This is a genomic window from Leucobacter sp. UCMA 4100 (assembly GCF_027853335.1).
Lineage (GTDB): Bacteria > Actinomycetota > Actinomycetes > Actinomycetales > Microbacteriaceae > Leucobacter_A.
In genome coordinates this window covers 1743425-1768448 of the sequence record NZ_JAFEUS010000002.1, presented here as the reverse complement: position 1 = coordinate 1768448, position 25024 = coordinate 1743425, and the positions used below count along the sequence as shown (strand labels likewise).

23 protein-coding genes, 1 tRNA gene and 2 riboswitches are annotated in these 25024 nt (G+C 64.4%); of the genes, 9 read left to right on the top strand and 15 right to left on the bottom strand.

Features of this window, described 5'->3' with window-relative positions:
- Positions 1-94 precede the first annotated feature (94 nt).
- The 5 genes from JSO19_RS08305 (at position 95) to tenA (ending at position 6136) form a co-directional block, all read left to right on the top strand.
- Positions 95-1138: an agmatine deiminase family protein gene (locus JSO19_RS08305; RefSeq protein ID WP_270910972.1), complete on the top strand. Its 1044-nt coding sequence runs from the start codon at positions 95-97 to the stop codon at positions 1136-1138.
- Positions 1135-2826 (top strand): amidase, encoded by a 1692-nt coding sequence (locus tag JSO19_RS08300; RefSeq protein ID WP_270910971.1) that lies wholly within the window; start codon positions 1135-1137, stop codon positions 2824-2826. Before JSO19_RS08305 ends, JSO19_RS08300 begins: the two co-directional genes overlap by 4 nt.
- 79 nt (positions 2827-2905) lie before the next feature.
- The gene (locus JSO19_RS08295) at positions 2906-4294 is read left to right on the top strand and encodes an APC family permease (protein ID WP_270910970.1); all 1389 of its coding nucleotides are present in this window, start codon (positions 2906-2908) and stop codon (positions 4292-4294) included.
- A gap of 125 nt (positions 4295-4419) precedes the next feature.
- Positions 4420-4511, top strand: a riboswitch (TPP riboswitch).
- A 72-nt stretch (positions 4512-4583) separates the two neighbouring features.
- Entirely contained in the window at positions 4584-5471 is an 888-nt protein-coding gene (thiD, locus tag JSO19_RS08290; protein ID WP_270910968.1) for a bifunctional hydroxymethylpyrimidine kinase/phosphomethylpyrimidine kinase, read from the top strand.
- Positions 5468-6136 carry a thiaminase II gene (gene tenA, locus JSO19_RS08285; protein WP_270910967.1) on the top strand — a complete coding sequence of 223 codons (669 nt, stop codon included), beginning with the start codon at positions 5468-5470 and terminating at the stop codon, positions 6134-6136. The genes thiD and tenA overlap by 4 nt, the downstream gene beginning before the upstream one ends.
- Before the next feature lie 264 nt (positions 6137-6400).
- On the opposite strand, the gene JSO19_RS08280 is transcribed toward tenA, so the two are convergent.
- The 9 genes from JSO19_RS08280 to nrdH all read right to left on the bottom strand — a co-directional run bounded on the left by JSO19_RS08280 (position 6401) and on the right by nrdH (position 15955).
- The gene (locus tag JSO19_RS08280) at positions 6401-7921 is read right to left on the bottom strand and encodes an LLM class flavin-dependent oxidoreductase (protein ID WP_270910965.1); all 1521 of its coding nucleotides are present in this window, start codon (positions 7919-7921) and stop codon (positions 6401-6403) included.
- Entirely contained in the window at positions 7918-8793 is an 876-nt protein-coding gene (locus JSO19_RS08275; protein ID WP_270910964.1) for an ABC transporter ATP-binding protein, read from the bottom strand. The genes JSO19_RS08280 and JSO19_RS08275 overlap by 4 nt, the downstream gene beginning before the upstream one ends.
- Positions 8777-9580, bottom strand: a complete 804-nt coding sequence (locus tag JSO19_RS08270) for an ABC transporter permease (RefSeq protein WP_270910963.1) — start codon at positions 9578-9580, stop codon at positions 8777-8779. Before JSO19_RS08270 ends, JSO19_RS08275 begins: the two co-directional genes overlap by 17 nt.
- A gap of 2 nt (positions 9581-9582) precedes the next feature.
- Complete coding sequence (locus JSO19_RS08265) at positions 9583-10641, bottom strand: ABC transporter substrate-binding protein (protein WP_270910962.1); 1059 nt, start codon at positions 10639-10641, stop codon at positions 9583-9585.
- Positions 10638-11291, bottom strand: a complete 654-nt coding sequence (thiE, locus tag JSO19_RS08260) for a thiamine phosphate synthase (RefSeq protein WP_270910960.1) — start codon at positions 11289-11291, stop codon at positions 10638-10640. The genes JSO19_RS08265 and thiE overlap by 4 nt, the downstream gene beginning before the upstream one ends.
- A complete protein-coding gene (thiM, locus tag JSO19_RS08255; protein WP_270910958.1) occupies positions 11288-12103 on the bottom strand; it encodes a hydroxyethylthiazole kinase in 816 nt (271 codons plus the stop codon). The genes thiE and thiM overlap by 4 nt, the downstream gene beginning before the upstream one ends.
- An 88-nt stretch (positions 12104-12191) precedes the next feature.
- Positions 12192-12287: riboswitch (TPP riboswitch) on the bottom strand.
- Between the two features lie 130 nt (positions 12288-12417).
- Positions 12418-13395: a class 1b ribonucleoside-diphosphate reductase subunit beta gene (nrdF, locus tag JSO19_RS08250; RefSeq protein ID WP_217133579.1), complete on the bottom strand. Its 978-nt coding sequence runs from the start codon at positions 13393-13395 to the stop codon at positions 12418-12420.
- A gap of 36 nt (positions 13396-13431) precedes the next feature.
- A complete protein-coding gene (gene nrdE / locus JSO19_RS08245) occupies positions 13432-15537 on the bottom strand; it encodes a class 1b ribonucleoside-diphosphate reductase subunit alpha (RefSeq protein ID WP_270912122.1) in 2106 nt (701 codons plus the stop codon).
- Between the two features lie 184 nt (positions 15538-15721).
- Complete coding sequence (gene nrdH / locus JSO19_RS08240; protein ID WP_217133577.1) at positions 15722-15955, bottom strand: glutaredoxin-like protein NrdH; 234 nt, start codon at positions 15953-15955, stop codon at positions 15722-15724.
- A 369-nt stretch (positions 15956-16324) separates the two neighbouring features.
- On the opposite strand from nrdH, the gene JSO19_RS08235 reads away from it, so the two are divergent.
- Entirely contained in the window at positions 16325-16645 is a 321-nt protein-coding gene (locus tag JSO19_RS08235) for a helix-turn-helix domain-containing protein (RefSeq protein WP_270910957.1), read from the top strand.
- 599 nt (positions 16646-17244) lie between these two features.
- Here the strand turns inward: JSO19_RS08235 and JSO19_RS08230 are convergent.
- Entirely contained in the window at positions 17245-17703 is a 459-nt protein-coding gene (locus JSO19_RS08230; RefSeq protein WP_270910956.1) for a 23S rRNA (pseudouridine(1915)-N(3))-methyltransferase RlmH, read from the bottom strand.
- A 47-nt stretch (positions 17704-17750) separates the two neighbouring features.
- Between JSO19_RS08230 and JSO19_RS08225 the strand changes: the two genes are divergently transcribed.
- Complete coding sequence (locus JSO19_RS08225) at positions 17751-19121, top strand: ATP-dependent DNA helicase (RefSeq protein ID WP_270910955.1); 1371 nt, start codon at positions 17751-17753, stop codon at positions 19119-19121.
- Here JSO19_RS08225 and JSO19_RS08220 read toward each other — a convergent pair.
- A complete protein-coding gene (locus JSO19_RS08220; protein WP_270910953.1) occupies positions 19108-20070 on the bottom strand; it encodes a biliverdin-producing heme oxygenase in 963 nt (320 codons plus the stop codon). The two genes, JSO19_RS08225 and JSO19_RS08220, sit on opposite strands and share 14 nt — an antisense overlap.
- A 93-nt stretch (positions 20071-20163) precedes the next feature.
- Between JSO19_RS08220 and JSO19_RS08215 the strand changes: the two genes are divergently transcribed.
- Positions 20164-21441: a serine hydrolase domain-containing protein gene (locus JSO19_RS08215; RefSeq protein ID WP_270910952.1), complete on the top strand. Its 1278-nt coding sequence runs from the start codon at positions 20164-20166 to the stop codon at positions 21439-21441.
- Positions 21442-21450: 9 nt separating this feature from the next.
- Here JSO19_RS08215 and JSO19_RS08210 read toward each other — a convergent pair.
- Positions 21451-21524, bottom strand: a tRNA-Gly gene (locus JSO19_RS08210).
- Positions 21525-21675: 151 nt separating this feature from the next.
- Here JSO19_RS08210 and JSO19_RS08205 point away from each other — a divergent pair.
- The gene (locus JSO19_RS08205) at positions 21676-22548 is read left to right on the top strand and encodes an exodeoxyribonuclease III (protein ID WP_270910951.1); all 873 of its coding nucleotides are present in this window, start codon (positions 21676-21678) and stop codon (positions 22546-22548) included.
- Positions 22549-22554: 6 nt separating this feature from the next.
- On the opposite strand, the gene JSO19_RS08200 is transcribed toward JSO19_RS08205, so the two are convergent.
- The 3 genes from JSO19_RS08200 to JSO19_RS08190 all read right to left on the bottom strand — a co-directional run bounded on the left by JSO19_RS08200 (position 22555) and on the right by JSO19_RS08190 (position 25022).
- Entirely contained in the window at positions 22555-23232 is a 678-nt protein-coding gene (locus JSO19_RS08200; RefSeq protein WP_270910949.1) for a GntR family transcriptional regulator, read from the bottom strand.
- Positions 23232-24053 carry an HpcH/HpaI aldolase family protein gene (locus tag JSO19_RS08195; RefSeq protein ID WP_270910948.1) on the bottom strand — a complete coding sequence of 274 codons (822 nt, stop codon included), beginning with the start codon at positions 24051-24053 and terminating at the stop codon, positions 23232-23234. The genes JSO19_RS08200 and JSO19_RS08195 overlap by 1 nt, the downstream gene beginning before the upstream one ends.
- 192 nt (positions 24054-24245) lie before the next feature.
- Positions 24246-25022 (bottom strand): uroporphyrinogen-III synthase, encoded by a 777-nt coding sequence (locus tag JSO19_RS08190; RefSeq protein WP_270910946.1) that lies wholly within the window; start codon positions 25020-25022, stop codon positions 24246-24248.
- Between the last annotated feature and the right edge of the window lie 2 nt (positions 25023-25024).

Sequence of the window (25024 nt, the reverse complement as noted above, 5' to 3'; positions counted from 1 at the left end):
ACTTATTGATCGAGTGATCAATAGCTTCGCGGCTCTTCGCGGAGGGCGGGCTCACAGGCACCCGCACGACGAAATGCTCTACAAAGGAGAAGACATGGGCTGGCGCATGCCGCACGAGGGTGACACACACGAACGTACCTGGATGGCGTTTCCCCGAGCAGGGATAACCCTCGGCGAGAACGCCGCTGAGGCAGAGACCGCATACGCGTCGTGGAGCGAAACCGCGCTCACCATCGCCGAGTTCGAGCCCGTGACCATGGTCGTCGATCCTACCGAGATGACCCGCGCAAAGAACATGCTCGGCTCAGCGGTCGAGATCATGGAGTCGCCCCTCGACGAGTTCTGGATGCGGGACTTCGGCCCAACCTTCGTCATCGACGACGAACGCCCCGGCGTGCTCGGTGCGGTCTCGTGGATTTTCAACGGCTGGGGAGCACCCGAGTGGGCCGAGTGGCAGGTCTCGGCGGGCATCGCCCCGATCATCGCCGAACAGGTGGGGGCCGAGCTCGTGAGCTCGGTGCTCGTGAACGAGGGCGGCGGCATTCACGTTGACGGCGAGGGCACCGTGCTGCTCACCGAGACGGTGCAACTCGACCCGAACCGAAACCCCTTCGCCAACAAGGCACGCGTCGAAGCCGAAATGGCACGCACCCTGGGCGCCACGAAGGCCATCTGGCTGCCCCGCGGCCTCACCCGCGACTACGACGACTTCGGCACGAACGGCCACGTCGACATTGTCGCCGCGTTCGCTTCGCCCGGCAAGGTGCTTCTGCACCGCCAGGACGACCCCGCGCACCCCGACCACGAAGTGACCCGCGAACTCAAGGTCATGCTGGAAGGCCAGACCGACGCTGCAGGCCGCGCGCTCGAAGTGATCGACGTACCCGCGCCCGCCGAACTGCGCGACGATGAGGGCTTTGTCGACTGGAGCTACCTCAACCACCTCGTGGTCAATGACGGCATCGTGGTGTGTGGCTTCGGCGAACCTGAGGCCGACGCACGGGCACGCGATATTCTTGAGCGTGCATACCCCGGGCGTCGAGCCGTAACGGTCGATGCCCGGCCGATCTTCGCACGCGGAGGCGGCATTCACTGCATCACCCAACAGCAACCACTCGTCACAGGAGAGCGCTCATGATCGACGTCGTTGAAGCCTCAATCGCAGAACTCCGCGGGGCACTCGAGGCCGGCAGCACCACGAGCGTCGACCTCGTGCGCGCCTACCTCGCGCGCATCGACGCCTACGATGCCCCCGGCTCTGAAACCGCACTCAACGCGGTTGTCGTTCGCAACCCCGAGGCGCTCGCTGAAGCTGAGGCGGCCGATGCCCGCAGGCGTGAGGGCAAGACCCTCGGCCCGCTCGACGGCATCCCCTACACCGCCAAAGACAGCTACCTCGTAACCGGCCTCACCGCTGCCTCGGGCTCGCCCGCCTTCGCCGACCTCGTCGCCCAGCGCGACGCCTTCACGATCGAACGCCTTCGCGCAGGCGGCGCCATTTGCCTCGGCCTCACCAACATGCCGCCCATGGCGAACGGCGGCATGCAGCGCGGCGTGTACGGCAGGGCAGAGAGCCCTTACAACGCCGAATACCTCACGAGCGCCTTCGCCTCGGGTTCATCGAACGGTTCTGGCACCGCAACCGCCGCGAGCTTCGCCGCCTTCGGGCTCGGCGAAGAGACCTGGTCGAGCGGCCGCGCCCCGGCAGCCTGCAACGCGCTGTGCGCCTACACCCCGAGCCGCGGCGTCATCTCGGTGCGTGGCAACTGGTCGCTCGTGCCCACCATGGACGTGGTCGTGCCGCACACCCGCTCGATGGCCGACATGCTCGAGGTGCTCGACGTGATCGTCGCCGACGACGCCGAAACGCGCGGTGACTTCTGGCGGGCCCAGCCCTGGGCTCCGATTCCAAGCGCTTCGTCGGTGCGACCCAGGTCGTACGTCGAACTCAGCGCTGCTGACCTGCGTGGCAAGCGACTCGGCGTACCCCGCATGTACATCAACGCCGACGACGAGGCGGGCACCGGCACCACCATCGGCGGCCCAACCGGCGAGCGCATCGACACCCGTGACTCGGTCATGGCCCTGTGGCACGGGGCACGTCAGGCGCTCGAGGCTGCGGGTGCCGAGGTAATCGAGGTCGACTTTCCGGTCGTCACGAACTACGAGGGCGATCGTGCCGGGGCCCCCATCCTGGCAACGCGCGGCCTCGTGAGCCCCGAGTTTCTACGCAGCGAGATCATCGATCTCTCGGCGTGGGCCTGGGACGACTTCCTCAAGGCCAACGGCGACCCGAAGCTGTCGTCGCTGGCCCTCGTCGACGGCGACACGATCTTCCCTGCCCCCGAGGGTGCACTGCCCGACCGGTACGTCGGTTTCGACGACGACATCGCAACCTACCCGGCCCAGGTTGCCGAGCACCCCTACGAAAGTTTCACCGAGATTGCACACCTCGAAGAGGGCGTGCTCGGGCTCGAAGAAACGCGTCGCACTGATCTCGAAGCGTGGATGGACCAGCTCGATCTCGACGCGGTCGTCTTTCCCGCGCTCGCCGATATCGGCAAGGCAGACATGGATGTGAACCCTGAATCGGCCGATGCCGGCTGGCGCAACGGCGTCTGGGTTGCCAACGGCAACCTCGCGATCCGCCACCTCGGCATACCGACCGTCACGGTTCCCATGGGCACGCTCGACGACATCTCAATGCCCATGGGCCTCACGTTCGCGGGCAAGGCCTACGACGACCAGGCCCTGCTCGAGCTTGGCCTCGCCTTCGAGGCCACCGGCTCGTACCGCTGCGAGCCGCCGCGCACGCCGCGCCTCTAGCGCCAAAGGCGGGGAGCTCGGCTGAAGGCCTGGCTCCCCGCAACCACGCCCACTCGCCAGTTTTACAAGGAAGTAACCCATGTCTTCAAGCACGCCAGCAACGCTGAAGCGCAACCTCAAACAACGCCACGTCGTGTTCATCGGCCTCGCGTACATGTCGCCATTCGCGGTCTTCGACACCTTCGGTATCGTCTCTGAAGCCACGCAGGGGCACGTGCCCATGTCGTACATCATCATCACGATCGCCGTGCTCTTCACCGCGTTCAGCTACGCGAAGATGGTGCGGGTCTACCCCTCGGCCGGCTCGGCCTACACCTATGCTCGCCGCACAATCGCAGCGCCCGTTGGCTTTCTCGTCGGCTGGGTCGCACTGCTCGACTACCTTTTCTTGCCCATGATCAATGCGCTGCTCGCAAAGATCTACCTCTCGGCACAGTTTCCCGAGGTGCCCGGCTGGCTGTGGATCGTTGGCCTGCTCGTCATCATCACCGCTCTGAACATCGTCGGTGTGCGCATTAGCGCCGCGGCCAACATGATCATGGTCGTGTTTCAGGCACTGCTCGCGATCGTCTTCGCCGTGCTCACGATCAGAGCGATTCTCGCCGACGATGCACTGAGCTTCACCTTCGCCCCCTTCTACTCGATGAACGCCGACATGATGAGCCTCATCGGCGGAGCCTCAGTGCTCGCCCTCGCCTTCCTCGGCTTCGACGCGGTCACGACCCTCGCCGAAGAGACCGTTGACCCCCGCCGCACCGTTCCCCGCGCCATCATGTGGATCGCGGCGCTCGGCGCCGCCTTCTTCGTCGCAATCACGTACGTCATGCAAACCCTCGTACCCGACCTCGAGACGCTGCAGTCAATCGCCGACGACATCGAGGGCGCCTCACCGTACATTGCGCTGCTCATCGGCGGTATCGCCTTCCAAACCCTCTTTCTCGCGGGGGCCACGGTTTCGGTACTCTCGTCGGGTCTCGCCTCACAGCTCAGCGCTTCGCGCCTGCTCTACGCCATGGGTCGCGACGGCATTCTCGCCCGCAAGCTCTTCAGCTATGTGCACCCGAAGTTTGGCACGCCCGTCTTCAACATCGTGCTCGTCGGCGCCATCGCCCTCGTCGCACTGCGGCTCGATCTCAACGCGGCCACCTCACTCATCAACTTCGGCGCCTTCACGGCCTTCGCCTTCGTGAACCTTTCGGTGATCGCATTCTGGCTTCGCCACCGCACCACGAGCCACATCACCGGCTCAACCTGGTCATGGGTGCTCGTTCCCGCCATCGGCTTTCTCATCAACGCGGCCCTCTGGGTGAGCCTCGATGAACTCGCCATGAAGGTGGGCCTCATCTGGACCGGCGTAGGCATCGTATACCTCGCGTGGCTCACGCGAGGCTTCCGCCGCCCAACCCCCGAAATGTCGTTCAACGAGGCGGGCGACCTGCCCACCGGCGTGATGCGCGTGGGCGAATAGCGAGGGCCGCCCGCGCCCAGCCTCTGAGGCTCCAGAGCCGCGTGATCCACCGATATCAGTTCGGGGTCACGCGGCTCTTCGCGTATACCCACTTGCCCACCGCAGCTCCCGGTGCACTATGGTGGAGGCAAGACACGGGGTGCCCCACGCGGGCTGAGATGACACCCGAGAACCTGATCGAGTTCGTACTCGCGGAGGGATGTCGATGCTCAGCGCCACGGCGGCGCCCCAGCACACCCACACCCCTTTCGTTGCGAACTCGACGCGAGCAGCAACGAAAGAGAGCACTGTGATTTCGAACGTCCTCACCATTGCAGGGACCGACCCCACGGGCGGCGCCGGCATTCAGGCCGACCTGAAAGCGTTCTCGGCGCTCGGCGCCTACGGCATGAGCGTCGTGACCGCCGTCGTCGCGCAAAACACCCGCGGCGTGCGCGAGTTCGTGGCCCTTGAACCGAATTTCGTTGCCGACCAGATCGCCGCGGTGTTCGACGATGTGCGCGTCGACGCCGTGAAGATCGGCATGGTCGCAAACGCAGGCATCATCGAGGCAATCGCCGACAGCCTCGACCGCTACGCCACCTGCCCCGTCGTGCTCGACCCCGTCATGGTTGCCAAGAGCGGCGACCACCTGCTCGCGCCCGAGGCGGTCGACGCGATTCGCGAGCGCCTCGTCACCCGCTCAACGATCATCACCCCGAACCTGCCAGAGGCGCAGGTGCTGCTCGGCCGCGACACCGAGATCGCCGACCTCGCCGGCATGCGGGCCTCGCTCGACGACCTCATGACGCTCGGCTCGCCCTGGGTGCTACTCAAAGGCGGTCACCTCGCCGACGGCGACAGCGTCGACCTGCTTGCGGGGCCCGCGACCGCAGCCCCCACTTCGGGCGCGAGTAGGGATCGGGCGGGGCGATCCGCCGCGTTTTCAGTCGCCGAGTTCACCTCGCCCCGCGTGCGCACCGTCAACACCCACGGCACCGGCTGCACCCTCTCTGCCGCGATCGCGGCCCTGCTGCCCGGCAGCGAACCCGTCGCCGCCGTGGCCCGCGCGAAGGAATACCTGACCGGTGCGCTGCGTCACGCCGACGACCTCGATGTCGGCGGCGGCCAGGGCCCCGTGCACCACTTTCACGAACTCTGGAACCACCCCACCACGACCGAAGGAGACCCCCGATGACCCTGTTCACCGACCTCAAGGCCGCGATCGGCCCCGAATGGCAGGCCTACACCGAACACGAATACGTGCGCCAGCTCGGCGAAGGCACCCTGCCGCTCGCCGTCTTCCAGGACTACCTCAAGCAGGACTACCTCTTTCTCGTGCAGTTCGCCCGCGCCAACGCGCTCGCCGCCTACAAGAGCCGTACCCTCGCCGACATCACCGACGCGAGTGGGGCCCTCGGCGCGATTCTGCACGAGACCGAACTGCACCGACGCCTCACCGAGCGCTGGGGAATCTCAGAGGCCGAGCTCGCCCGCGTTCCCGAGAAGCAGGCCACCGTCGCCTACACCCGCTACGTGCTCGACACCGGCATGTCGGGCGACCTGCTCGACCTGCACATCGCCCTCTCGCCCTGCACCATCGGATACGCCGAGATCGGCACCGCGCTGGCCCCGCAGCTGCAAAACCGCGCCGACCACCCCTACGCCGAGTGGATCAGCGAGTACTCAGGAGCCGGCTTCCAAGGCGCAGCGCAGGCCGCAATCGCGAGACTCGACGCCCTCACCGGCGGCGCCGTGACCCCGCAACGCTTCGACGCGCTCGTCGAGGTGTTCCGCGCTGCGACGCGCCTCGAGGCCGACTTCTGGCAGCAGGCGCTCGACGCGGGCGGGTCGGGGCGGTAGGGGTTTCGGGGCCGGGCCGGCCTCGCGGCGCCGGCGCTGGCGGCCCCGGTGCTCGCGGTCCCGACGCTCGCGGTCTTGTTTCGCGATTTCGCGGTCTACTTGACGAAAAGCAGGGTGTTTTGCCGTCTACACCCTGCTTTTCGTCAAGTAAACGCAAACCCGAAGCGCTCCGTGGCGGATCGAGCCCAGAGCCCGACCGCGCCCGTCACCCCCACACCCGCGGCCCCCGCATCCGTGACCCCGCACCCCGCACCGCAAGCGCCCTCACCCCCGCCGGTACGTAGCCCCGGGGTGGGCCGCGGGCAGCCGGTCACCCGTACCGAACATTCGGTCGCGCAGCGTCCCGGGCTGCGGCGCAGTCGGGTAGAGGCCTCGTCGCTGCAGCACCGGCACAACGTGGTCGATGACGTCTTCCCACGTTCCGGGGTTCAGCGCATAGGCGAGGTTGAAGCCGTCGACCCCGGTCTCGGCGACGAGACGCTCAAGAGCATCGGCCACCGTCTCGCCCGAGCCGACAACGACCGGGCCGCCGGTCGCGTTGATGCGGGCGCTATCGCGTAGCGTCCACCGGGCATCGCCGCCGAGGTCGGAATCACCCGCACCAGCAGGCTCGCCCGGGCCAGCAGAACCGCCAGCACCAGAAACGCCAGAGCCAGGAGAACCGCCAGCACCAGCACCAGCACCAGCACCACCAGCACCACCAGCACCAGCACCAGCACCGCCAGCTCCCCCGCCCCGCGCTCCCGACAGGCTCGCCACCGTCGTCTGGATCGCGTTCGTGGCGGCGGGCTCAAGCGGGGCGTCGAGGTCTTGCTGCGAGAGGTCGAGGCCCGACCATCCTGAGTTGAGCACGAGGTTGCCCACCTCTGAGGCGTAGGCGAAGACATCGCGGTACTTCGCGGCGGCGAGCTCGTCGGTCTCAGCGGTGACGATCGTGAGCAGGGCGTAGGTGCGGGCGGCATCGCGGCCGCGGCCGGCAGCCTCGAGGCCGTCGCGAATCTTCGTGACCTGCTCACGGGTTTGCTCGATCGTGGGGGCCGCAACGAAGATCGCCTCGGCGTGACGGGCCGCAAAGCGAATGCCGCGTGGCGAGGCCCCGGCCTGGTATACGACGGGGGTGCGCTGCGGCGAGGGCTCGCACAGGTGCGGGCCGGGAACGCTGAAGTAGCGCCCCTCGTGCGCGATCGGGTGCACCCGCGCGGGGTCGACGAACGTGTCGCGCTCGACGTCAAGCACGACCGCGTCGTCTTGCCACGAGCCCTCCCACAGCTTGTACACGACTTCGAGGTACTCGTCGGCGTGGTCGTAGCGTTCGTCGTGCGAGAGCTGATCGACCTGCCCCAGGTTTTGGGCGGCGCTCTTGAGGTAGCCGGTCACGACGTTCCACCCGATGCGCCCGTGGGTGAGGTGGTCGAGTGTCGACATGCGCCGCGCAAAGGTGTACGGATGCTCGGCGGTCGTCGTCGCCGTCACGCCGAAGCCGAGGGTTTCGGTGACGGCCGCCATCGCGCTCACGAGCATCATCGGGTCGTTCATCGGAATCTTCGCCGCGGTTCGCAGCGCGGCGTCGGCGCTTCCCTCGTAGACGTCGTAGGGCCCGAGCGCATCGGCGAGAAAGATCCCGTCGAAGTGGCCGCGCTCGAGCAGCCGCGCGAGGTTTGTCCAGTGCTCGAGGCTCGTGTAGTCACGCGAGCGGTCGTCGGGGTGGCGCCACAGCCCCGGAATCTGATGGCCCACGCCATTAATTGCGAAGGCATTGAGGCGGATCGGGGTTCTTCTCGTCACAGGTTCTCCTTGGGGGTTGCGTTGGTTCGTGGGCGAGCGCGGAGCCCGGCGCTTGCAGGAGCGGCACCGGCGGCAGCGGGAGCCTCGGTGCCAGCACCAGCACCCGCGCCCAGCGCCGCCAGCACCGCACGCTCGAGCGCCGCGAACTCGGGGCTCTGGGCGACGGCGAGCGTGCGCGGCTTCGGCAGGTCGACGTCGAGCACCAGGCGCACCGAAGCTGGCCGGGGGCCGAGCACGATGATGCGGTCTGACAGGAGAACGGCTTCGCGCACGTCGTGGGTGATGAGCAGGGCTGTCCAGTCGTGTTCGATCCACACCCTCTGTAGCCAGTCGTGCAGCTCGCGTTTGGTGAGCGCGTCGAGGGCGCCGAAGGGTTCGTCGAGCAACAGGGTGCGGCGTTGCTGCACGACGGTGCGCAGCAGGGCGGCGCGCTGCCGCATGCCGCCAGAGAGTTCGAAGGGGAGCGCGTCTTCGAAACCCTCGAGCCCGAACTGCGCGAAGGAGTCGCGCACCTGGCGCCGCGCCTCCCTGCGTGGCCGGCCCTGCACCTCGAGGCCGAGCGCGACGTTCTGCGCGATCGTGCGCCACGGGAACAACAGATCCTTCTGGGGCATGTAGGCGGCGTGGCCGGCCGATCCGCGCACGTCGACGCCGTCGGCGAGCACACTGCCGGCGGTCGGCGTATCAAGCCCGGCGATGATGTTGAAGAGCGTGCTCTTGCCGCAGCCCGAGGGGCCGACGATCGAGACAAAGCTTCCCGGCTCGACATCGAACGAGACGTCGTCGAGCACGGGGCGTCTCTCTCCGCGCGACAGTGCGAAGTCACGCGAGACGCCACGCAGCGAGAGGCGGGGCTCAGTTGGTGCGGGCACGGCGGGCCCTCCGTTCGTGTGAGTGCCACGGAATCACCATGCGCTCGACCACAAAGGTCGAGAGGTAGAGCGCGATGCTCACGAGGGCGGTGACCGCGACGGCGGCGAGCACGAGGTCGGTACGAAACGCGTTCTTCTGCACGCTCATGTAGATGCCGAGGCCCGACTGCGCCCCGACGTACTCGGCGAAGATCGCGCCGACGACCGCGTACGTCACGCTGATCCGCAGCGAGGTGAAGAAGAGCGGCAGCGCGGTGGGCAGCCGCAGCAGCACAAACTCGCGCACGCGCCCGGCCCCCATGCTGCGCAGGAGCGCCCCGGCCTCGCGGTCGGCGCTCGCGAAGCCTTCGATGAGGCCGATCGCCACGGGAAAGAAGGTCACGAGCGCGACGACGAGCACCTTCGGCAGCAGGCCGAAGCCGAACCAGATGATCATGAGCGGCGCAATCGCGATGACCGGGATGGTCTGCGAGGCCACCATGAGGGGCAGCGCGGCACGGCGCAGGATCGGCGAGAAGTCGACCGCGATCGCGAGTGCCCAGGCGCAGGCGAGCGACACCGCGAAACCCGCGGCGGTGACCCCGAGGGTTGCCATGGCGTGCCCCGCGATGGCCTCGCGGTGATCCCACCCAGATGCCGCAACGAGTGACGGGGCCGGTAACACCTGCGGGCGCACGCCGCTCACGCGCACCGCCACCTCCCACACGACGACGAGGGCGCCGAGAAACCCGAGCGGCACCGCGACGGCCTGCCACCAGCCGCGCGGTGCGCTCGTCTCACGTTGCACGCTCACCCGAGCAGGTAGTCGTTCGTGAAGAAGTCCTGCCACGAGGGTTCAGCAGGGAGCGGTTTCCCGTCGCGATCGGTGAGCAGGCCTGCTTCGAAGAGAAACACGCCGAGCTCGCGCCAGTGCTGCTCGGTCTGCCGGCCAAACTCGCCCGCGTCGTTGAGCATGAAACGCTCAGCGAGCATGCGCTGGCTTTCAACGAGCAGATCGAGGTCGGGGAGCAGCCCGGCATTTGCGTCGTGCAGCACGGTGGCGGCGCCCTCGGGGTCGGCAATCGAGTCTTCGTAGCCTCGGGCGAGCGCCTGCACGAAGGCCTGAGCCTCGTCAGGGTGCGCGTCGAGCCAGTCGCGCTGGCCGATCGTCACGACCTGGTACGAGTCGGGAAACCCGAAGTCGGTGTACGCGAAGGTCTTGAGCTCGATGCCCCGCCTGGCCGCCTCGATGCCCTGCCACGCCACATACGGAACGGTGAAGTCGACCGCCCCCGAGTAGAGCGCCTCGTAGGCGTTCGTCGCGAGCACGACCGTCTCGAACTCGCCGGTGCCGCCGGCGGCCTGAACGACGCCGCGCATGGTCGCCGTCTCTGAGGGGTTGTCGAAGCCGCCGAACACGAGCCCGTCAAGATCGGCAGGGCTCTCGATGTCGTCGCGGTCGGCGAGCACCGCGACCTCGCTCGCCCACGTCTGCTCAACCGCGAGCACCGAGATGAGGCCTGCCCCCGCGGCAATCGCCATGCTCGCGGTGTCCTGGTGGCTGATGCCAAACTCGGCCTGCCCCGCGTCGACGAGCACCTCGGGGTTGATGTTGTTAAACGGCAGCACCTCGACGTCGAGGCCGGCGTCGGCGAAATAGCCCCGTTCGAGCGCGACGTAGAGCCCGGTGTGGTTCGTATTCGGGGTCCAGTCGAGCGCGAAGCGAATCTTCGTCCCGTTCTCGCTGGCGCCAGGAGCACCCGCTGCCCCCGATTGCACCGCGGCGGATCCCGCCCCGCTCCCGCACCCGGCAATCGCCCCGGCGAGCAGCACCGCGACCGCCGCGGCCAGAACCCGCGCGGCCCTCATCGGGTCACCTCGCCCGAGTGCCAGGCGCGCACGAAGTCGCGAGCCGCGGCCTCGGCATCGGGAGCCGCGCAGATTGCCGAGACGACCGCGATGCCTGCGGCGCCGCGGCGTCGCAGCTCGGCGGTATCGGCAAGCTCGACGCCACCGATCGCGACCGGGGGCACTGGCGCCGTCGCGGCGAGGTGCTCGAAGCCGTCGAAGCCGAGCGCCGGCGGGTGGTTCGGCTTCGTCGAGGTGGGCCGAATCACACCGATGCCGAGGTAGTCGACCGATCCTTCGTGCATGTTCGCGACCGCGGCGAGATGCTCAGGGGTGTTGGCCGTGAGCCCGATGATCGCGTCGGGGCCGAGTTCGCCCCGGGCCCGATCCACAGCAGTATCGCCCTGCCCCAGGTGCACGCCATCGACCGCGATGCCGCGCTCGCGAGCGGCGATCGCAACGTCGAGCCGGTCGTTGATAACGAGCAGGGCGCGGCCGTCGATCACCTCGGCGAGGCGCTCGAGCTCGCGCAATTGCTCGTCGAAGCCGTCGTACTTTTCACGCAGCTGCACGGTGTTGACGCCGCCGTCGACCGCCTGCCGCACCGTTTGCACGACTCCGCGGTCGCCACACAGGGCGCGGTCGGTCACGAGATAGATGCCGAGATTCACGCCGTCACCGCCTCTTCGCGCAGCCGCTCTGAGGCCGAAACCTCGGCCGGGCTCACCTCGTACAGCGCGTCGATGAGCCGCGCCGCGAAGGTTCCAGGCCCCGCCGCACCCGTCGCCGCACGCTCGGCCGCGACGCCGTACACGACGTGTGCCGCGGCGACCGCCTCGACGGGAGGCACCTCGCCGCGCACCGCAGCGAAGCCGGCCACGAGCGAACCGAGCGCGCAACCGCCGCCCGTGACGCGCGTGAGCATCGCGTCGCCGTTTGCCACCCGGAGGATCCGCTGGCCATCGGTGATGAAATCTTCGGGCCCCGACACCGCGACAACGGTGCCAAGCCGGCGCGCGAGCTCTACCGCGACGGGCCCCGCCGCCTCGGTCGTGTCGGCCGAGTCAACGCCCTTGCCACCCGCCCCCTCTCCCGCGAGCGCGAGCACCTCAGAGGCATTGCCGCGAATCGCGTAGGGGCGCTTCTCGGCGAGGCGCTCCGCGAGCTCGGTGCGAATGGGCAGCGCACCAACCGCGACGGGGTCGAGCACCCACGGGGTGCCGGCATCGAGAGCGGCTTCGACCGCCTCTTCGGCCGCCTCGCGCTGCTCTGGGGTGGGCGTTCCCACGTTCACGAGTAGGCCGCCGGCAACCCGGGCGAAGAGCCCGGCCTCGCCGACGATGTCAACCATTGCGGGCGCCGCGCCAATGGCGAGCAGCACGTTCGCGGTGAAGTTCGGCACCACCGAGTTGGTGATGCTGTGCACCAGGGGCGATTGCGCCCGAAGCTCATCGAGCAGGGCGCCTGAGGGTGAAGCGGGCATTGTCTCTCAACTTTCTTCGCGACGAAGAGAAGCCGAGCTTTCGCGAGTATAGCCAGCCGCAGGCACCCCATTCGGTGCCCCGAATGTACCCTGCTCATTCGGACATTCCCTTCGCCAGTACGAACTGGATCAGGTTCGACGGGTGTAATCTCAGCTGCGCTTGGCAGCACCCCGTGTCACTGAACTCAACCCTAGCCCATGTCGCGCTCGACTCATACCCTCGCGTCTCGGCCGCACGTCCCGAACCAACGCAAAAGCGCCCCGAACCTGCGGTTTCGCAGATGCGGGGCGCCTTCGACAGGCTTCGATGAGTCTTAGAAGTCCCAGTCTTCGTCTTCGGTCGCCACGGCCTTGCCGATGACGTACGACGAGCCCGAGCCCGAGAAGAAGTCGTGGTTCTCGTCAGCGTTCGGCGAAAGCGACGACAGAATCGCGGGGTTCACGTCGGTGAGCTCCTTCGGGAACATCGGATCGTAGCCGAGGTTCATGAGGGCCTTGTTGGCGTTGTAGTGCAAGAACTTCTTGACGTCTTCGGTCAGACCGACGCTGTCGTAGAGGTCTTGCGTGTAGAGCACCTCGTTCTCGTAGAGCTCGTACATGAGCGCGAAGACGTACTCGCGCAGTTCTTCCTGACGCTCAGGAGTCTCCTTCTGCAGGGCCACCTGGTATTTGTAACCAATGTAGTAACCGTGCACGGCCTCGTCACGAATGATGAGGCGAATGAGGTCGGCAGTGTTCGTGAGCTTCGCGCGGCTCGACCAGTAGATCGGCAGGTAGAAGCCCGAGTAGAACAGGAATGACTCAAGCAGCGTCGATGCGACCTTGCGCTTCAGCGGATCGTCGCCCTCGTAGTAGTCGACGATGATCTGCGCCTTCTTCTGCAGGTAGGTGTTTTCTACCGACCAGCGGAAGGCGTCGTCGATTTCCTGCGTCGAGCAGAGCGTCGAGAAGATCGATGAGTAGCTCTTGGCGTGCACCGACTCCATGAACGCAATGTTCGTGAGCACCGCCTCTTCGTGAGGGGTTGCGGCATCGGGAATGAGCGACACCGCACCGACGGTGCCCTGAATGGTATCGAGCAGCGTGAGGCCGGTGAAGACGCGCATGGTGAGCAGCTTCTCGTCTTCGGTCAGCGTCGCCCACGACTGCACGTCGTTTGATAGGGGCACCTTTTCTGGCAGCCAGAAGTTGTTGACGAGACGGTTCCAGACCTCAAGGTCCTTCTCATCTTCAATGCGGTTCCAGTTAATCGCCTGAACGGCGTGGCCCAACTTGAACGGCTTCGGGTTCATCGTTTCCTTCTCTTCGCGTTTGTGGTCGGTGTGACGTTAGAGCATGCAGCTGACGCACTCGGTCATGTCAGTGCCCTCGAGTGCGAGCTGGCGCAGACGAATGTAGTAAATCGTCTTGATGCCCTTGCGCCATGCGTAGATCTGCGCGCGGTTGATGTCGCGAGTCGTCGCCGTGTCCTTAAAGAACAGGGTGAGCGACAAGCCCTGGTCGACGTGCTGCGTTGCCGCGGCATAGGTGTCGATGATCTTTTCTGGGCCAACCTCGTACGCGTCGGTGTAGTAATCGAGGTTTTCGTTCGTCATGAACGGAGCCGGGTAGTACACGCGGCCAAGCTTGCCCTCTTTACGAATCTCAACCTTCGATGCGATCGGGTGAATCGACGAGGTCGAGTTGTTGATGTACGAGATCGAGCCGGTCGGCGGAACCGCCTGCAGGTTCTGGTTGTAGATGCCGTGCTCCATGACCGAGGCCTTGAGCTGCTTCCAATCGTCGTTCGTGGGAATTGAGACGCCAGCGTCTGAGAAGAGCTGCTTGACGCGGTCGGTCTCGGGCTCCCACACCTGATCGGTGTACTTGTCGAAGAACTCGCCCGAGGCGTACTTCGAATCGGCGAAGCCGTCGAAGGTCGTCTTGCGTTCAATCGCGATCGCGTTCGATGCTTTGAGTGCGTGGAAGAGGATCGTGTAGAAGTAGATATTCGTGAAGTCGATACCCTCTTCTGACCCGTAGTGAATGTGCTCACGGGCGAGGTAGCCGTGCAGGTTCATCTGGCCGAGGCCAATCGCGTGCGACTTGTCGTTACCGTCTTCGATCGAACGAACCGAGCTAATGTGGCTCATGTCGCTCACCGCGGTGAGCGCACGAATTGAGAGGTCGACGCTCTCAGCAAACGTATCGCCGTCCATCATCGCGGCAATGTTCATCGAGCCGAGGTTGCACGAGATGTCTTTACCGATCTCGTTGTAGCTGAGGTCTTCGTTGTAGGTCGTTGGGGTGTTGACCTGCAGAATCTCAGAGCAGAGGTTCGACATGTTGATGCGGCCCTTGATGGGGTTCTCGCGGTTCACAGTGTCTTCAAACACGATGTACGGGTAGCCCGACTCGAACTGCAGCTCTGCAACAGTCTGGAAGAAGGCGCGCGCGCTGATCTTCGTCTTCTTAATGCGCGCGTCGTTCACCATCTCGTAGTAGTTCTCGGTGATGGGCAGGTCGCCGAAGGGAACGCCGTACACACTCTCGACGTCGTACGGCGAGAAGAGGTACATGTCTTCGTTCTTCTTCGCGAGCTCGAACGTGATGTCAGGCACCACGACACCGAGCGAGAGCGTCTTAATGCGAATCTTCTCGTCGGCGTTCTCACGCTTGGTATCGAGAAACTGCATGATGTCGGGGTGGTGTGCCGAGAGGTATACCGCGCCCGCGCCCTGTCGAGCACCGAGCTGGTTCGCGTAGCTGAAGCTGTCTTCGAGCAGCTTCATGACGGGAATGATGCCCGACGACTGGTTCTCGATCTTTTTGATCGGCGCACCGGCCTCACGAAGGTTCGAGAGTGAAAGCGCCACGCCACCGCCACGCTTCGACAGCTGCAGCGATGAGTTCACTCCACGAGCAATCGACTCCATGTTGTCTTCTACGCGCAGCAGGAAGCACGAAACGAGTTCGCCTCGCTGAGCCTTGCCGAGGTTGAGGAAGGTCGGGGTTGCGGGCTGGAAGCGACCCGAAACGATCTCACGCATGTAGCCGCGGGCGAGGTTCTCGTCGCCCTGTGCAAGCCCGAGGGCGACCATGACGACGCGATCTTCGAAGCGCTCGAGGTAACGCTTCCCGTCGAAGGTCTTCAGGGCGTACGAGGTGAAGAACTTGAACGCGCCAAGGAAGGTCGGGAAGCGGAACTTCATCGCGTAGGCCTCGTCGGTGAGCTGCTCAATGAACTTCACCGAGTACTGCTCAACGAGCTCGCGCTCGTAGTACTCGTTGTCGAGCAGGTACCGCATGCGCTCTTCGAAGTTGTGGAAGAACACCGTGTTCTGGTTGACGTGCTGCAGGAAGTACTGGCGCGCGGCTTCGCGGTCTTTATCGAACTGGATCTTGCCATCAGCGTCATACAGGTTCAGCATCGCGTTCAGCGAGTGATAGTCCATATCGCTAATCTTCGATGACTCGTGCTGGTCGGTCTGCGCTTTCAGTGCCGTATCCAAAATCTCTCTCATCCTCACTCTGGTAGTGCTCTATATAGTGGTGAGCGGCCGGCTTCCCTCGCCATTGAGGGTTGCCCGCCGCTATGTGTGGTGTTTCGGTGTCGAGAGCCCGCGAGGGCCGCCAGCATTACGCGAGGCGGTTTGCGAGCTCTTCGATCTTGTCTGGGCGGAAGCCTGACCAGTGCTCGCCATCGGCAACGATGACGGGAGCCTGCAGGTAACCGAGCTCTTTCACGTGCTCGAGCGCCGCGGGATCTTCTGAAAGATCGAGCGTGTTGTACTCAATACCCTTGTTGTCGAGCGCGCGCGAGGTCATGTCGCACTGCACGCATGAAGGCTTCGTGTAAACGGTGATAGTCATAATGCTTTCCTTCTTCCGAACAGGTACTTACGTCGTGTCATGCCTCGGGGTAACGGCACAGAGCGGTTCCCTCCCCAAGCACTACATATAGTGAACCACATGAACCTTAACCACAAGATGCTGTAGTTACACCGGTGTAACTTTCCACCATCTTTTTCACTTTTTGTGAACAAATACCGTCAAAACTTTTGGCATGAATCTGCGCTTTTGGCGGAGTTTTCCACAGGCCGAAGGGGCCTGGAAACATTTTCTGCCCGAATGCCTTATCGGCGTGTCGAGCCACAATAACGAGAGCGCGACATGTGGCGTATAAGCTATAGGCATCAAAGCCCATCGAGCCCGAGCCCACTCCGTGACACCATTACTCCTATGCAGCAATCAGAACATCTTCGTATTGCCCGCATTGTCGGTAACAAGATTCGGTCGAGAAGGCGCGCAATAGGCATCAGCCAGCAGGACCTCGCCGACATGGCCGAGATTCATCTCACCAGCCTGAGTCGAATAGAGCGCGGCATCACGACGCCGAAGGTCGATATGCTCGCACGTCTCGCAACCGCGCTCGACACCACCACCGCCGATCTCGTCAGCGGCATCACCGACAGCGACGTTCACCCTAAAGAGCGCCGCCGCATTACCGCGAATGACCTGATGCATGCCCGTAAGACCGGCGAGACGGCACCTCCTCAGTAGGGCTCAGAACCAAAGGGCACCGAAACGCCACACGACAGCCGCGTTCGACCCCGCACCGCCGCAGCCACCAGCGTCACGAGCCCCACACTCACCCATTCACCAGACAAACGGCCACACGAGCTCGACGCCTTCGGGTGTAAACCAACGCATAAACCACCTCCCCTCACCGCACGCCGATCGCGAGCAGCTGCTCGGCCTCACCACCAGGTGATCGCCCGGAAGCGATCGCCTGGGAAGCGATGCACGTAGCCCGCAGCCGCAACTTCGCAGCACCCGCGTTTGAAGAAGCACACTGGGGCCAGCATTGACGATTGTGAGGGCCTCACGATCACTGTGAGCCTCGGTGAGATGCGGCCGCAATGTGCCACGCAGTAACGGGCGGTTACCAGGCGCCTCATCGGGGTGCAAGACCAGCCAGGGCACGACGTGTGCCAGCGCCCCGGCAACGCCAGCATCACTCGCCGCTACTTCAGTCGCAAAGCATGCGAAGAACCACGCTTCGGCTGTTGCCCGCGAGCGCGTGACGTGAAGGCGTGATGAGGTCATGGAGGCAGTGTAAGGCTGACCACCGACACGAGGAGGGCGGTAGCGCAGGCGCCCTATACATGGTGGTACTGGCGACCCGCGCTGATCTCTTGCGCACGGTAGACCTGCTCGACAAGAATGAGGCGCACGAGCTGGTGCGGAAACACGAGGGCCGAGAGGCTCCACACCACGTCGGCCCGCTGGCGCAACTGCTCGGTCACTCCGTAGGCGCCGCCAATGACAATGGTGACTCGTTTGCCGGTGTCGAGCCTGCGCTGCAGCTGCGCAGCGAACGCGACCGAGTCAAACATCTTGCCGCGCTCATCAAGCAGCACCACGACCTCGGCGTCATCAAGCTTCGCCTCAATGCGTTGCGACTCCTCTGCCCTCGCAGCGTCGGCCTCCCGCGAAGAGTGCGCAAGAAACTGCCAGGTGATGTCGTACGGCTTGCGCAGCCTCTTCGCGTATCGGTCGAGACCGGCCTCGATCCACGACTCATGTTTTTTGCCCACGGCAAGCACCCGAATGCCCATGTGTATATCTTGCCATTGGCCACGGTCGGCTCGCGTACAATGGGCGAATGGTCTCACGCGCAACGGTTCAGCTCTCGAAAGAGCAGCAGGCGGTGTATGACCGCATCGAGCACACCCGCGAGCACGTCTTTATTACGGGGCGTGCTGGCACCGGTAAGTCGACCTTGCTCAACCACCTGTCGTGGCACACGAGCAAGACCATCGTGGTGTGCGCTCCCACGGGCGTTGCGGCGCTCGGCGTCGGCGGTCAAACGATTCACTCGCTGTTTCGACTGCCCACGGGCATCATCGCCGACCACGAGATCAAGCAGTCTGCCGAGCTGAAGCGCATGCTCAACTCAATCGATACGCTCGTCATCGACGAGGTCTCAATGGTCAACGCCGACCTCATGGATGCGATTGACCGTTCACTGCGCCTCGCGCGCTCTCGCCCGCACGACCCGTTCGGCGGCGTGCAAATCATCATGTTTGGCGACCCCTATCAGCTACCCCCGGTCCCGCCGCGCGACCCTGACGAACGCGCCTACTTCGACGACATGTACCGCTCGCTCTGGTTCTTCGACGCGCTCGCCTGGCAATCGGTCGACCTCGAGATCATCGAGCTCACCGAGATTCACCGCCAGAGCGACGACCGGTTCAAGTACCTCCTCAATGGCGTGCGCCACGGCTACGTTACCGCCGAGATGGCTGCCGAGCTCAACGGGATGGGAGCGCGGCCGCAGCCCAGCGACAACATCATCACGCTCGCCGCAACAAACGCCGTGGTCAACCGCATCAACTCTGCCAAGCTCGCCGCGATCACCGGCTCGGCACTCAAGGCGGTGGCCGACGTCAACGGCGAGTTCACGTCAACCATGTTTCCGGCCGACGAGACCCTCGAGCTCAAGGTCGGCGCGCAGGTCATGTTCCTGCGCAACGACCCTGACGGGCGCTGGGTCAACGGCACCCTGGGCGTCGTGACGCACATCGAGAACACCGTGTGGGTCGATGTCGACGGCGAGGAGCACGAGGTGCACCCCGCCCTGTGGGAGCGCTACAAGTACCGCTACGACACCGAGACCAAGACCCTCACGAAAGACGTCGTGGCCGAGTTCGAACAGTTCCCGTTGCGACTCGCGTGGGCAATCACGATCCACAAGTCTCAGGGGCAAACCTACGAGCGGGCGGTCATCGACCTCGGGCCGCGGGCATTCAGCGCGGGGCAAACGTACGTCGCCCTCAGCCGCATCCGCTCGCTCGACGGCCTCTACCTCTCGCGCCCGCTGACGCCAAGAGACATCATCGTCGATAACGATGTCGCCCGCTTCATGCGCGGATCGCGGGCCGATCGACCGGGCGCCGCAGCAGAGCAGACCGCAGAGAACCCTTCAGACGCGAAGGCCGAGGCCAGCGGCCCCGAAAAAGCTACTGCTGTTTAGCCTTCGCCATGTCGATGAACACTGCGGTGTTGAAGCCGTAGGCGCGACGGACCTCGTGCAGCATGCGTGCCTGTTCGACATCGTTGAAGCTCTCGCCGAGTGCGTCAAGCGCTTCACGGTACCGCTCTTTAAAGCCAGGGAGTGAGCCGAGCTCCTTAAAGTCGTAGAACTTTGTGCCTTCGCCGTTCTCGAAGCCGTGCTGGCGCACAACGCGCTTCGCGATCATCTGACCGCCCGAGAGGTCGCCGAGGTAGCGCGTGTAGTGGTGAGCGATAATGCCAGGAACCCAGCCCTCGGCCCCCACCTGGCGAATGCGCTCGGCGTACTCGGCCGTCGCGGGAACCGGCTTGATCTCGTCGCGCCAGTTCTCGCCGATGAGCACGGTGAGGTCGTCGTTGAGCGCGGCAAGGCGGCGCAAGTTCTCGTCATGGAACGGGGCGAAACGTTCGTCGTTCACAACCTCGTCAACGACGGCCTCGAGCGCCTCGTACATAAAGAAGTGCTGCGCAACGAGCGCGACGTAGTCATCGCGCGTCGCGGTGCCCCGCATGATCGATGCCATGAAATCGGCACCCTCACTGTCATCGTGATCAGACCAGCTACCCTCGCGAATGACCTGAGAGAAAGGCTTGGCCGGCTCGTGGGAAGCTTCATCTTGCATCGGATCAATGCCGAGCTGCTTGCACGCGTTGCGGTACAAGATGACGACCGCGCGGCGAATCTGCGGGCGCTCGGTGATCGGGCCGTCGGGCCAGCTGATGCGCAGCTCACGAGTTTCACCGTTCTCGGTGACACGCCATACCCCGCCCTCGCCGTCAAGATCGATCATCTGGCTCGCGCTCGCCTCGGGCGCTCCGTTACCGCGAGCGATGATGATGTTATCTTCTCCGTGATCATCTCCCATATGGGCGAGAACGGCGTCGACTACGGTCTGATCAAAAGTATTCACAACGCATACCCTACCTCAAGTTAGGGTAACCTAACACTCCCCCGTAATCACGCCATTTTTTCAGCCTGTCTCAGTAAGATAAAGAGCCTTTATTTGTCAAACGAACGGTGGTTCCTTCCCGTGAAGTCACGCAGTCGCATTGCACTCGCAAGCATCGTCGCAGCATCTGCTCTTCTGTTGACCTCGTGCACCTCAACAGAGGCAAAGCCGATCGACGATCACGCCGAGTCACTCGGCAACGACCAGGCGGGTCTCGTGACCGATGCCGTGCAGAATGCCATGGCTCTCAGCGGATCGACGCAGGCCGTCGTCGGGGTCTGGACCGCAGACGGCGATCTTGTTCGCGCCTACGCGAGCGAGGGCGCCGAAGACGACTTTGACGCCAACGCCCTGCTGCGCGGTGCGCAAACAACGCAGCCCGTCATGTGCGCGCTGCTGCTCGACCTCGTTGACGAGGGCAAGGTATCGCTTGACCGCGAGGTTGCGCAGGACCTGCCACGGCAGACCGGCATCGGCGACATCACCTATGGGCAGCTGTGCGACGGCACCTCGGGCCTCTCAGACTTCAAGAAGGAATACACCGGGCTCTACATCACGAACCCCGAGCGCAACTGGTCGACCGGCGAGAAAATCGCTGAGTCGCTCATTCTCGGAGAGCTTCCCTGGCCCGGCAAGAACGTCTACCGTTCAGACTCAAACGCTGTGCTGCTCGGAAGGGCGCTCAAGATCGTGGGCAACGAGTCGGTCGCCCACCAGCTCGAGGAGCGCGTGTTTAAGCCAGCCGAGATGAATAGCTCGGTCTACTTGAGCGACGGCGAAAACCTCACACTTCCCGGCAAGAACACCCTCACCGGTCTCGCGTACCTTCCCGGGCCGCAGTGTGACGCTGACCCCGTTGACGTGAGCGAGCAGTCACCGTCAATTCTCGGTGCCGCTGGCGCAACCGCAACGACCGTCGGCGACATCAAGCGCTTCTACGAGCGGTACCTTGACGGAGGCTTCGGCGGAAAAAATGCTTCAGTCATCACCGAGACCAACCCGCTCAAGAACCCAGAGCGTAACGACGATGGCGAGCCCACGAGCGATCCCGATACCGCAGGCCCACAGCTCGGCTTCGGCGTCGTGAACATGGGGCCGCTGTGGGGTTCTGACGGCGCACTTCCCGGTTCAATCACCGCGGCATGGCACAACCCCGAGACGGGCTTCAGCGTCGTCGTTGCCCTCAACAACTCAACCGCGGGCGCCCAGTTCGCCACGACCCTCGCACAACAGATTGCCGCCCTGCTCGGCGAGTCAGGCGACGCATGGAGCGCCGATGACATGGCCGCTTCGCTGGCCAAGCAGCAGGTCTGCGCACCAAAGGCTGAGTAGAAGAAAACGTGGAGCGGGTGACGAGAATCGAACTCGCGCTGTCTGCTTGGGAAGCAGAAGTTCTACCATTGAACTACACCCGCGGGTGCGATGAGTATCGCACGAAGCAACTCTACCAGACCCGCGCTGTGTTCTTGAAGCCGCGGGCATGATTCGCTGAGGGTCCTGGGCTACCAGAGGCCTGAGGCCGCGCGCCAGAGGCACGGGCCCTGGCCCCCAAGATAGGCTTGGGGTATGCGTATTGCCACCTGGAATGTGAACTCAATTCGTACCCGCGTCGGTCGAGTCGTCGACTGGCTCGAGCGCGAGAACATCGACGTTCTTGCGATGCAAGAGACGAAGTGCCGGCCCGACCAGTTCCCGTACGCCGAGTTCGAGCGTGCAGGCTACGAGGTCGTGACGCACGGCTTCAACCAGTGGAACGGAGTCGCATTTGCGAGCAAGCACGAGATGACCGAGATCACCCACAGTTTCGACGAGATGCCGGGCTTCGGCAAGCCCGTCAAGGGCCAAGATCAGGGAACCGGCCCAGAGGGTGACCCGCTCGAAGCTAGGGCCCTCGGCGTGACCGTCGGCGACCTCAGGCTCTGGAGCCTCTACGTACCGAACGGGCGCGGCATCGATGACCCCCACTTTGATTACAAGCTGCGCTGGCTTGAGGCGCTGCGCAAGAACGCAGAGGCGTGGATCGGCGCCGACCCAGATCTGCCCCTCGCTCTCATGGGCGACTGGAATATCGCTCCCCTGCCGAGCGACATGGGCGACCCACAGTTTGTCGAGGGTCGCAGCACACACGTTTCGGTTCCCGAACGCCAGATGTTCGAGAGCTTCAGCTCGGTCGTCAGCGATCCGGTGCGAGAGCTTGTTCCCGACGAATACACGTTTTGGGATTACCAGGCCGGGCGCTTCCAAAAAGACGAGGGCATGCGCATCGACTTCATTCTCGGCTCACAGGCGTTTACCGACGCGGTCACCGGCGCCTCGATCCACCGCGATGAGCGCCGCGGCGACGGCCCGAGCGATCACGTTCCCGTCGTCGTCGACATCGACCTCTCGCTCGTTGCCGAGACCTTTGACGACGAAGACGATCGCCCGATGGTGTTCTAGCGAAGCCTACGAGGCAGCCTCGGCTTCGGCTTGGTGCGCCTGATGCGCGAGTGCCGCGTCGCGCGTCGCCGAGCGGTGCTCCCTCACCGCGAGCTCGATCTCGAATGACGGAGCGCCCGACTCAATGAGCTGCAGAATGTGCTCGTGCTCTTGTACCGAGTCCCGTGCGCGAGCCGCCGTGAAGGTCGCGTCAGGGTCGCGCACCATCGCGAGCTTCTCGCGCTCTTCTTCAATGTGATTGATGAGCTCTTCGTTCGGGCAATCGCGGTAGAGCTGTTCGTGAAAGGCTTGGTTGAGCCTCACGTACTCGGCCCCGTCAAACGCGCCAAGGAGCTGCTCGAGCTCGGCGTTGAAGCGCCGGGCTGCCTCAAGACGCCCTGAGCCAAGGTGGGGCGCAGAGAGCGCCGTCGCGGCCCCCTCAACGATCGCGAGCGCCTGCATCGTGTTGAGGTACCGCTCACGATTAATGCGAGCGACGCGCGCGCCCACGTTCGTCTCAAACACCACGACGCCTTCGGCTTCGAGCTTGCGGATCGCTTCGCGCACCGGCACGACCGACATCTCGAGTTCGTCTGCGAGGCCGGCAAGCACGAGCCGGTCGCCGGGTCGAAGCTCTTGCGAGGCGATGCGCTCGCGAATCGACGTGTACGCACGCTGGGCTTTTGATCCCTTTGCCGCCGCCACTAGTAGCTTGCCCTTTCGCCCGCGGGTGAGCCCGCCGCATCGGGTGAACGAAACTGCTGCACGATTGCCTCGGTGCTTCGGGCCAGGAGCGCGACGTCGGCCCCCACCGCAACAAAGTCAACGCCCATGTCGATGTAGCGCTGCGCGTCGGCGGGCACAAACGCGTTCACCCCGACCGGCATGCCAGCGTCTTGCGCACGCTCGATGACGTGCTCGACGAGACGCTGCACCTCGGCATCAGCTGGGTTTCCGAGATGACCCGCGGAGGCCGCGAGGTCGGCGGGGCCAATAAACACCGCGTCAATGCCCTCGACGGCAAGGATCTCGTCAATGGCCTCGACCGCCCGAACCGATTCGATCTGCACCGTGAGACTGATCGTGTCGCTCGCGTTAGCGAGGTACTCGCCAACCCTGTTCCACCGCGATGATCGCGCGAGTGCCGCGCCAACGCCCCGCACGCCAGCCGACGGGTATCGCGTCGCCTCGACAATACGCTGCGCTTGCTCTGCCGAATCGACCATGGGCACGAGGAGGTTCTGGGCGCCGAGGTCGAGCACCTGCTTGATCACGACGGTATCGCCGTACGGCACCCGCACCACGGGGGTGGCGGCGTAGGCCGACATCGCGTAGAGCTGAGCGAGCGTGCTCTCGAGCCCGAGCGGCGAGTGCTCAGTATCGACGAGCACCCAGTCGCAACCGCTTGAGGCGACGATCTCGGTGATGATCTGGCTCCCCGCGCACGACCACAGACCGATGAGCGCGTCAGGGCTCGCGTCTAAGTGCTCGCGAAACGTTGGGGGCAGGGTAATGCTTGCGGGCATTCTGTGACTCCTTTGACCACTGCGTACCGGGCGGATCGGGTGGAGCGACCGGTGTACACACGAACGTTGCACGGTGAAGAACGCCGAATAGGCGCCACAGCACAACAGTTAAATCGTATACGCTTTGGACGCGGTGCGCGAGTGTTTCCGTCTTGAGTGCGCACGCTGGCACTCCGCTTTGAAGGGGTCTCGCTAGTCGAGCGTGTCGCTGTAGTCGATCACCGATTCAACGGCGTCAATAATCTGGTTCACCTGCGGGTGCTCATCGCCATCGTCAACGCGAAGGCCGATGCGCTTGGCCTCTTCACGCGTATTGGGCCCAACGCATGCGATGAGCGTCGATTCAGGCCTGTCGGCAAACTGGTTCTTCACCTCGTGAGCGATTTGCGGGGTCGCGACGAGCAAGACATTGATGTGGCCCGACTCGACGTCTTCTCGCGTGTGCACCGAGGCGGGAACGCCGACGGTGCGAAAGGCAACGATCTGAGTGACCGAGTGACCCCGGTCGATGAGCCCCGCCGTCACGACGGGCTTCGCGACGTTCGAGCGCAGCGTCAAAACGCGCAGCTTCTCGCCCGTAATCTCGGGCCAGGTTTGCAGAAGCCCCTCGGCGGTGTTCTCGCCCTCTGGGGTGCGAGCGACCTCGTAGCCCTCTGCAACAAACGCGGCCTCGGTGGCGTCACCGACGACCGCGAGCTGCGTGTGCGTAGGAATCACGGTGTTGTGGTGCCGAAGCACGTTGACCACCGTCGGGTTCGTTGCAGTAAGCCAGTCAAACTCGCCGGCCTCAAGCCGATGCAACGCTTCGACCAGTTTGGCTTCTTCGCCTGAGCTCGCAAAGTCTACGAGCGGAGAAATAACGGTGTTTGCCCCATGATTGCGCAGCACGCGAGAAACGATCTCACCCCAGGTTCCTCCCCTGGGCACCAGCACTCGGAGACCCTCGAGTGCCTGTGTTGAATCAGACATAC

Coding starts and splice junctions, on each gene's coding strand:
- JSO19_RS08225 (WP_270910955.1), top strand. CDS start 17,751: ATGGTCTCACGCGCAACGGTTCAGCTCTCGAAAGAGCAGCAGGCGGTG.
- JSO19_RS08295 (WP_270910970.1), top strand. CDS start 2,906: ATGTCTTCAAGCACGCCAGCAACGCTGAAGCGCAACCTCAAACAACGC.
- JSO19_RS08190 (WP_270910946.1), bottom strand. CDS start 25,022: ATGTCTGATTCAACACAGGCACTCGAGGGTCTCCGAGTGCTGGTGCCC.
- JSO19_RS08265 (WP_270910962.1), bottom strand. CDS start 10,641: ATGAGGGCCGCGCGGGTTCTGGCCGCGGCGGTCGCGGTGCTGCTCGCC.
- nrdF (WP_217133579.1), bottom strand. CDS start 13,395: ATGAACCCGAAGCCGTTCAAGTTGGGCCACGCCGTTCAGGCGATTAAC.
- JSO19_RS08195 (WP_270910948.1), bottom strand. CDS start 24,053: ATGCCCGCAAGCATTACCCTGCCCCCAACGTTTCGCGAGCACTTAGAC.
- tenA (WP_270910967.1), top strand. CDS start 5,468: ATGACCCTGTTCACCGACCTCAAGGCCGCGATCGGCCCCGAATGGCAG.
- JSO19_RS08300 (WP_270910971.1), top strand. CDS start 1,135: ATGATCGACGTCGTTGAAGCCTCAATCGCAGAACTCCGCGGGGCACTC.
- thiM (WP_270910958.1), bottom strand. CDS start 12,103: ATGCCCGCTTCACCCTCAGGCGCCCTGCTCGATGAGCTTCGGGCGCAA.
- JSO19_RS08230 (WP_270910956.1), bottom strand. CDS start 17,703: ATGGGCATTCGGGTGCTTGCCGTGGGCAAAAAACATGAGTCGTGGATC.
- nrdH (WP_217133577.1), bottom strand. CDS start 15,955: ATGACTATCACCGTTTACACGAAGCCTTCATGCGTGCAGTGCGACATG.
- JSO19_RS08205 (WP_270910951.1), top strand. CDS start 21,676: ATGCGTATTGCCACCTGGAATGTGAACTCAATTCGTACCCGCGTCGGT.
- JSO19_RS08235 (WP_270910957.1), top strand. CDS start 16,325: ATGCAGCAATCAGAACATCTTCGTATTGCCCGCATTGTCGGTAACAAG.
- nrdE (WP_270912122.1), bottom strand. CDS start 15,537: ATGGACTATCACTCGCTGAACGCGATGCTGAACCTGTATGACGCTGAT.
- JSO19_RS08305 (WP_270910972.1), top strand. CDS start 95: ATGGGCTGGCGCATGCCGCACGAGGGTGACACACACGAACGTACCTGG.